We start from the raw sequence: 6,594 nt of genomic DNA on the forward strand, positions 1-6,594 counted from the left end.
AGCCTGCGACCTACAGCGGCGGCGCAGGCAAGCTCCAGCACGTTCCAAAGCTTGTCGTCCGAAGCGTCCGGCTCCATCAACAACAAGTTGTCGCGAATACTGGCACTAAAGAGAAAGGGCTCTTGCGACACATAGCTGACGGAACGCCGCAATGACAGCAAATTATCATCCGTCAGCGGCTTCCCGTCCAGCCGCACCGCCCCCCTCTCCGGGCGGTTTAGCCCCATGAGCACGTCGACCATCGTCGTTTTGCCTGCGCCCGAAGGACCAACGATAGCTGTCATGCCCTGCGCCGGAATGACGATGTCCACATTTCGCAGCGCAAACGTTTCTTTACGAAGGTCGTAACGAAACCAGACTCCGTTCAGCTCTATTGCCTCATTCAGCCTGATGGGACGTACATTGCTAAAGCTCTCGATTTGCAATTCCCGCGAACGCTCGCATTCGTTCTGAAGCTCCACCAGCGCTTCGAATGACGGAATCATGTTCGACAGGTTCTCCAATCGGGATTGCATGCGGACAACGACTGGCCACAACCGCGAAAACAACAACACGACAAGAAGCAGCTGGGCGGGCTGCGACTGGAACAAGTGGACAAGAAGATAAACCGCGCCGGCGAGCAGCACCGAGGACACGACGCTATAAAGCATCTGCGAGTTCGTCTTAAGCCGCGTAAATGCCACTGCGTTATCTTCAGCTTGACGACATACGTCGCCCATCCAGTCCGCATGCGCCTGCTCCAGCGTATTGCTTTTGATATCCTTGATTCCGTTCAGATGATCCGTAATACCGGCGACGTACACCCTCGACAGCTGTAAATTTCGCTCCCCGAACTCCTCCGATCTTCGCGTAAAATAACGCGAGCAGACCAGCAAAACCAGGCCCGCGGTCAGGATGCCCGCCGTTAGCCACGGAGAAAGCAGAAACGCAAGAACGATTTTAACCGCAGCAAAGATTAGCGAAGACGCGAATTGAAAATAAGCGCTTAAGCCGTTTTTTACCTGGGCGATCTCCGTCGTCATGATTTTGACGATGTCCGACTTCCGGTGCCGAATAAAGAAATCCCAGTTTGCACGAAGCAGCCCCTTGTAAGTATCTTCCCGGAGCTTGCGAACGAAGCCCTGCTGTATTTTTTTGTTCAGTATCGTCTGATGACGGTTGAATAGACTTTGGCAGACGGTGATCAATACATAAATCGCAAGAATAAGCGACAAGCTTTGCGTCCTGGGCACATCCTCGAACCATTGGAACAGCCATCCAACATATGGCATGCTGCCTGAATCGAATTCGACAAGCCCTGTAATGGCGATCAGCGGAAGAATGAGCAGAAGTCCTATCGATTGCAGCAGGCCGACTAGCAGCAGCGCGACCGAATTGAGCCAAAGCACAGGCCCCGCATAACGATAGACTTGCCTTGCAAAACCGAAAATATGGCTCATAGGCGAAGACAATCGATAACGGGGGAGTTTACAACTCGCGCAGCACCGCCGCTCATGACGCGTTCTCCCGCTTTATAATGAGATTTTCGAGCACTAGCTGGACAAGTGCCGGCGCAGAGTATTGATCCCGCTGCCTGCCTAGCAGCATCATGTCCGTCCGGTTTGCCAATCCCGCGATTGTCCGGAAATGCCACTCCAGCAAGCCCATAGGTTCGATCAGAGAGCGATGGAAGGTGTGGAGAGCAAGTGTGCGCAGTCGCTCCGCTCCTTCTATAGGAACAAGCTCAGTGGCGTCTTCCCGCTTCGCCAGCTCGAATATGCCGGCAAGAGGTATCGGGGCATGGCTAAACCTCGCAACCGGAACGGCATATTTCGTACGAATCTCTTCCGTCAATTCGCTCGAATGCGCCTGCCGCTCGTAGACGACACGAAGTCCCTCCCGGCTGACCCCTAATTCGCTCAGGCTCTCCTGCCACAGCTTCTGCTCGGGGAGCGCCGGCCAGACGATCGCCAGCTCATTATCCGTGTCCGACAGAACGACGGGAATAATGTCATCACTGACAAACGAGAACCCCTGATCTAGCAAAGCCTTCGTCAGCGTCGACTTGCCTGCGCCTGAACTGCCGACAATCGCATACGCCAGGCCGTTTTTGGCGATCGCGCTGCCGTGCAACGGGAGAATATTTCGCTGCAGCAGCAGAATCGCCATGCAATAACCGTCGAGAAACAGGCGAATACGCTCCAAGTGCGCGCCTTCTTCGGGGCTAACGATGACCCGGGTACCCGCTTCCACCGAATAGACGGCCGTCTGCCCAATCCGAAACAGCACTTTGTCATCCAGTACGACGAACGCGTCGTCCGGATTAGATACCTCCTCCCATAGAGCGGTCAAATCTCCCCATTCGACCCAAACATCGGTGTTATGAGATCGTTCCTCCGCCGGCTTGGCGCCTAGAAACGGGATTTCTGTGGCAATATGTAATCCGAAAGCTTTATAGGTGTATCCCTTCCACTGCTCGATCATGGCAGGCCTCCGATTTTCCTCTGTAATTGTTCATTATTAAGAATTGCAAAATGCATCTATCTGTTCGAATAAGCCCAAACCCCTTACAGATAGGGATAAGGACTTATCGAATCATATGGCCTTTACGTCTGTCCTAGCTGCCGAAGCCGATGCTCGACGATCCCGAGCCTGAGCCTGAACCGGAGCCCGATCCGGAGCCGCCTTTCCCTTTGCCTTTTCCTTTTCCCGTCGCAGTCATCTTAATGTCGAGTGTTTCCAACTTTGGCGTTACCCACTGTTTTTTCCCCAAACACAACACCTCCACTCGGGTATGAGATGCTAAACCAGGTGAACCGACTGCGCCGACCTTTTACGGCGAAGCGCGTTTCGTTACGAGAAACATAGAGAAAGTATGGCAAGATGATATACTTTCCTATATTTCAAGAACACAACGATAGCCTGTAAAAAGAATCCTATTCTGCGTGGTTGTTCTTAATTAAGAACAACTCTACCTCATCTTACTGCCATCTTTACAAATTGTCAATCATGGATTGAAGGCGCCTCTCCTTCACTTCTTGCAATAAAAAACGACGATGCAAGAGGGCAGTCTAGCTTCCCTTTCATCGCCGCTTGGCCAATCTTTCCAGACATTATAAATCATCTTGCCCCATGAAGTGCGTCCAATCCAGCCTGCTCGTCCGGCAAAAAGAACACCTGCTTGCCTTGGTTCGATTCGTAGATGAAGTCCTTCAAGCTCTTGCTGTCGTATCCGCCATATTCGCCGATAATGGCAAGCTTGACTCCGTAATTGACATATTTCTGGAGAATGTCGCCCGCCAGCTTCGTCTTCAGCTCAAAAAAGTGTTCGCTCACGGCCTCCTTGCGGATCAAAAGCTTGTTGCAGCCGTCAGTTTCGTAGCTCACTGTAGCCATCAAGTCCAGCGCGTCCTGCACGTCACTCACGATTACTCCTTCACTCTCGATAATCGCGACGCGGGAATCTCCCCGCACATCCAATCGTATGTTCATTTTGCCCCTCCTTTGTTTTCGCTCTCCGGCAGCAGACGCAACTCTTGTTTACCATGGATATGCGCCACGCCCTCCTTACATAGTCCATATGGCTCCCAGCGGCAGTCCGAACATAATGTCCGGATATCGTCCGGCCCCACGTTGCTTGCCACCCTGGACAACACGCCGCGCCAACTGGAGCGGCTGCCGATCGCAAGCCCCACCTGCGCCAAAATATCGTAATCCTTGCGGTACACGGAATCATTGCAGCAATGGGAATGCTGGTCGCTCGGGAACGCCCGGCATATATCGTCGGGACCTTCGATCACTTCAATCACGGTCTCCGGATGGAGCCGCAGCGTCTCATAAATCTCGGTCATGTTGGCGCAGAACCCGTCCGAATACCCTTTGCCCCGATAACCAAGTAGGCAGAGCAAATGATGACCCCTTAACGCGATCGCACTCATGCCGGCACCCCCTTCTCCTTCAGAAGCTGTCAAATAAAATACCAGGCTTCGGCCAAAACTAAAAAGTCTGCCGAGCGAGTCACCACCAGCAGTCGATTGATCAAAATATAGCAGAGGGAGCCGCATCCCGCAATACAAAAACCGAACTTAGGCCGTTTTACTTACTATTGTTGAGAAACATTATATTTTATAGTAAACTGATAAATAAGTAATGTTACTACAACACAACAAGGAGGCTTATCCAATGACTATAGAAAAAAAAATGGAGATCGGCATCAGCACGTTCCTGGAAGCAACAAATGGCCCGGATAGCCATGCCGAACGGCTGCGCAACGCAGTGGAGGAAATCGTGCTTGCCGATCAGGTCGGTCTCGACGTATACGGCATAGGCGAACATCATAGATCCGATTATGCAGCCTCTGCCCCCGCCGTCACGTTGGCGGCAGCTGCCGCTGCGACCAAGCATATCCGCCTGACAAGCGCTGTCACCGTCCTCTCCTCGGACGACCCCGTGCGGGTCTATCAAGACTTCGCCACGCTTGACAGCTTGTCGAACGGCAGAGCCGAAATTATGGCGGGCCGCGGTTCATTTATCGAGTCGTTCCCTCTCTTTGGATACAGCTTGGACGACTACGACTCCTTGTTCGAAGAGAACCTGGAGCTGCTGCTCGCGATTCGCAAGTCCGAAAAGGTAAGCTGGCGCGGAGGCCACCGTCCCGCATTTGACAACCTGGGCATCTATCCGCGAGCCGTCCAGGATCCGCTTCCCGTCTGGATCGCCACCGGCGGCAGCCCGGAATCTGCCGTGCGCGCGGGCATGCTGGGGCTGCCGGTCGTCTTCGCCATTATCGGCGGTATGCCGGAGCGCTTCGCTCCGCTTGTTGATCTGTATAAGCGCGCCGCCATACAGGCCGGACATGATCCGCGCAAGCTGCAGATCGCGTCGCATTCCCATGGCTTTATTGGCGATACGACAGACGGGGCGGCCGACCTGTACTACCCTCCCACACAAGCGCAGATGAATAAACTTGGACGCGAGCGCGGCTGGCCGGCTTATGACCGATCGGCGTTTGATGCCGCTCGTACGCTGCGCGGAGCGCTGTATGTCGGCGATCCTGAATTCGTGGCCGAAAAAATCGTCTTGCTTCGCAAGAACCTAGGTCTCACCCGGTTCTTCCTTCACCTCGACGTGGGAGTGATGCCGCATCGTGAGATTCTTCACTCCATTGAGCTGCTTGGCACCAAGGTAGCACCCATCGTTCATAAGGAGCTGGCTCGCATCGAAGGGTAATCTTCGTTGCATACGCCATCGAAGGATCGGCCATGAGCAGGGCCAACACGCCGTTGGCCGTCCCCGACTACAAGACAAGCCTCCAATTCTGCGGACTTTTGCAGAATCGGAGGCTTTGTTTGCGATTATGGCACATAACGCCGGTGGCATCTTGTCCAGCTTGGCTATCGCCTATTCGTCGACAAGCTCATAGCTGACAAACGCAAAACGGGTACTGTCCGGGGACCAAGAGTTGACGTTGATCGTTCCCTGTCCGCCAAAGAGCTCCGCCAGCACGCGATAGGGTCCGCCTTCGCTGGACATGGCGCGCAGCTCCACGTGTTTGTTCGCGGGATGGTCGCCGGGGTCCACATCTCCCTTGCGGTAGGCAATGTAGACGACCGTATCTCCGTCCGGCGATACATGCGGGAACCAACTGTTGCTCTCGTCGAACGTCATCTGCGTTTGCTCGGAACCGTCGGACCTCATGCGCCAGATTTGCATCAGACCGCTGCGAACGGAGTTAAACCAGATGTGTCGGCCGTCCGGCGAATATTCCGGCCCGTCGTTTAATCCCGGCGAGTCGGTCAATTGCTTCTCTTGACCGCCCAATACCGGAATGGTGTAGATATCGTACTGCCCGTTTCGCTCGGCACAGTAGGCCAGCGTGCTTCCGTCCGGCGACCAGCCATGCAGATAGCTTGGCCCCTCCTCTGTCACCATGACCGGCTCTCCTCCTGCCAAAGTAAATACGTAGACGCGGGACTTCCCGTCCTCCGCCGTATGGTGGCTGACCGCGATCTCCGTATGATCCGGAGAGAGCACGTGATCGTTATTGCACCGGTTGGCGAAGCCGGACGGTATCTCTTCGCTGACGCCCGTCTCCAGATCGAAGGCATAAAGCTTCCCTCCGCTGTTATAGATCAGCTTTCCTTCTCTCGTCCAATTCGGCGCCTCAATGCGCCTATCGAACGTGGCCAGCACGGTACGCTGCCCGGTATGCACATCCAATGTCTCTAGATAACTTCTGACCTTCCTCATTTTCGCCCAGTCCCTTCCCTTGGCCTTGACCTTGCCGATATGCTTGCTACAAAGTTAAACGCTTTTCCCGTGCTTCCGTTGCGGAAAAAGCCGCCTTTCCCCCGGGAGCGGCACCCCTTGTCCAGACGATTCCACCAACGGTCAGCATAGCGAAGCCGGCCGCAAGGAATACGCCTCCCGGACTCCAGTATGCCGCTGCCGCGGCGCCGATGAAGGGAGCGATCAGCATGGAGCTCGTCTGAACGGCTGATGCCAGCGACGACATGGGAGCGATGGTGTCCTCCGTCGTCTCCGTCTGCATGAGATAGCCGAACGGAACGGCGGCTTGCGCTCCGCAGTAGCCGATGAGCGCGGCCCCCAGCAGCC

General features: G+C 54.7%; 7 protein-coding genes and 1 pseudogene. 1 reads left to right on the forward strand and 7 read right to left on the reverse strand.

The features are described 5' to 3' along the window. The 5 genes from PAT3040_RS09805 to PAT3040_RS09825 form a co-directional block, all read right to left on the reverse strand. A partial coding sequence (locus PAT3040_RS09805; RefSeq protein ID WP_108992477.1) for an ABC transporter transmembrane domain-containing protein occupies positions 1–1,439 on the reverse strand: 1,439 nt, incomplete at its 3' end. A gap of 52 nt (positions 1,440–1,491) precedes the next feature. Beyond that, positions 1,492–2,463, reverse strand: coding sequence for an aldolase (locus PAT3040_RS09810; RefSeq protein ID WP_108992478.1), 972 nt, complete (start codon positions 2,461–2,463; stop codon positions 1,492–1,494). A gap of 133 nt (positions 2,464–2,596) precedes the next feature. Further along, positions 2,597–2,752: a paeninodin family lasso peptide gene (locus tag PAT3040_RS09815; protein ID WP_179215553.1), complete on the reverse strand. Its 156-nt coding sequence runs from the start codon at positions 2,750–2,752 to the stop codon at positions 2,597–2,599. Positions 2,753–3,099: 347 nt separating this feature from the next. Further along, positions 3,100–3,471: a DUF4180 domain-containing protein gene (locus PAT3040_RS09820; protein ID WP_108992480.1), complete on the reverse strand. Its 372-nt coding sequence runs from the start codon at positions 3,469–3,471 to the stop codon at positions 3,100–3,102. Further along, positions 3,468–3,917 (reverse strand): DUF1284 domain-containing protein, encoded by a 450-nt coding sequence (locus PAT3040_RS09825; RefSeq protein ID WP_108992481.1) that lies wholly within the window; start codon positions 3,915–3,917, stop codon positions 3,468–3,470. The genes PAT3040_RS09820 and PAT3040_RS09825 overlap by 4 nt, the downstream gene beginning before the upstream one ends. A gap of 244 nt (positions 3,918–4,161) precedes the next feature. Between PAT3040_RS09825 and PAT3040_RS09830 the strand changes: the two genes are divergently transcribed. After that, complete coding sequence (locus tag PAT3040_RS09830; protein ID WP_087568203.1) at positions 4,162–5,208, forward strand: LLM class flavin-dependent oxidoreductase; 1,047 nt, start codon at positions 4,162–4,164, stop codon at positions 5,206–5,208. Positions 5,209–5,379: 171 nt separating this feature from the next. Here PAT3040_RS09830 and PAT3040_RS09835 read toward each other — a convergent pair whose 3' ends face one another. Then, on the reverse strand, positions 5,380–6,228 hold the full coding sequence (locus tag PAT3040_RS09835) for a TolB family protein (RefSeq protein WP_108992482.1): 849 nt from the start codon (positions 6,226–6,228) through the stop codon (positions 5,380–5,382). A gap of 46 nt (positions 6,229–6,274) precedes the next feature. Continuing rightward, positions 6,275–6,594: pseudogene (locus PAT3040_RS36905) on the reverse strand (hypothetical protein); the annotation flags it as partial.

This window comes from Paenibacillus agaridevorans, assembly GCF_003112455.1.
In the GTDB taxonomy this organism is placed as follows: Bacteria; Bacillota; Bacilli; order Paenibacillales; family Paenibacillaceae; genus Pristimantibacillus; species Pristimantibacillus agaridevorans.

What these genes read in the sequence shown, in the direction of transcription:
- PAT3040_RS09810 (WP_108992478.1), bottom strand. Translation starts at nt 2,463, where the DNA reads ATGATCGAGCAGTGGAAGGGATACACCTATAAAGCTTTCGGATTACAT.
- PAT3040_RS09820 (WP_108992480.1), bottom strand. Translation starts at nt 3,471, where the DNA reads ATGAACATACGATTGGATGTGCGGGGAGATTCCCGCGTCGCGATTATC.
- PAT3040_RS09825 (WP_108992481.1), bottom strand. Translation starts at nt 3,917, where the DNA reads ATGAGTGCGATCGCGTTAAGGGGTCATCATTTGCTCTGCCTACTTGGT.
- PAT3040_RS09830 (WP_087568203.1), top strand. Translation starts at nt 4,162, where the DNA reads ATGACTATAGAAAAAAAAATGGAGATCGGCATCAGCACGTTCCTGGAA.
- PAT3040_RS09835 (WP_108992482.1), bottom strand. Translation starts at nt 6,228, where the DNA reads ATGAGGAAGGTCAGAAGTTATCTAGAGACATTGGATGTGCATACCGGG.